1 protein-coding gene is annotated in these 661 nt (G+C 46.0%); it reads left to right on the forward strand.

All coding sequences use genetic code 11. The annotated features are described in order from the left end of the window. Positions 1–10: 10 nt before the first annotated feature. Positions 11–661 (forward strand): response regulator transcription factor (locus tag A3761_RS06975; RefSeq protein WP_068750029.1); only part of this gene is annotated, 651 nt, incomplete at its 3' end.

Below are 661 nucleotides of genomic sequence, written 5' to 3' on the forward strand. Positions count from 1 at the left end.
GAGCTAGACGATGAAGCTTCTAGTGATTGAAGATGAAAACAAACTGCGAGAACAGTTGGCAGATGCTTTAAAGCAACAATCTTATTGTCTTGAACTCGCGGCTGATGGTGAAGAAGGTTTATATAAGGGAATGGAGTTCCCGATCGACCTGGCGGTTGTGGACTTAGGTTTGCCAAAAATTGAAGGCGTTGAAGTGATTCGTCGTTGGCGAAAAGCGGGGAGGGACTTCCCTATATTGATACTGACTGCTCGCGGAAATTGGCAAGATAAAGTTGAAGGCCTGGATGCTGGTGCAGATGACTACCTGGTGAAGCCTTTTCATGTCGAAGAGTTATTTGCACGTATTAAAGCCTTGCTCAGACGTTTTGGCGGCCAAGCCTCTTCAGTGCTAAAGTTTGAGACTCTGACAATAGACCTATCGGCCAAGCAAGCCACAGTAAATGATAGCGCGATTGACTTAACTGCTTTTGAGTTCAATATTCTAGAGTACCTTTTGCTAAATTCTGAGCGACCAGTCTCGAAGGCTGAGTTGACCGAGCACCTTTATGAGCAAGACTACGACCGGGATAGCAACGTGATAGAGGTCTTGGTTGGCCGTCTTCGAAAGAAACTTGAAACGGCTTGTAAGCTTTCCTTAATCAAAACTGTGCGAGGGCAGGGT

This window comes from Oleiphilus sp. HI0123 (assembly GCF_001635315.1).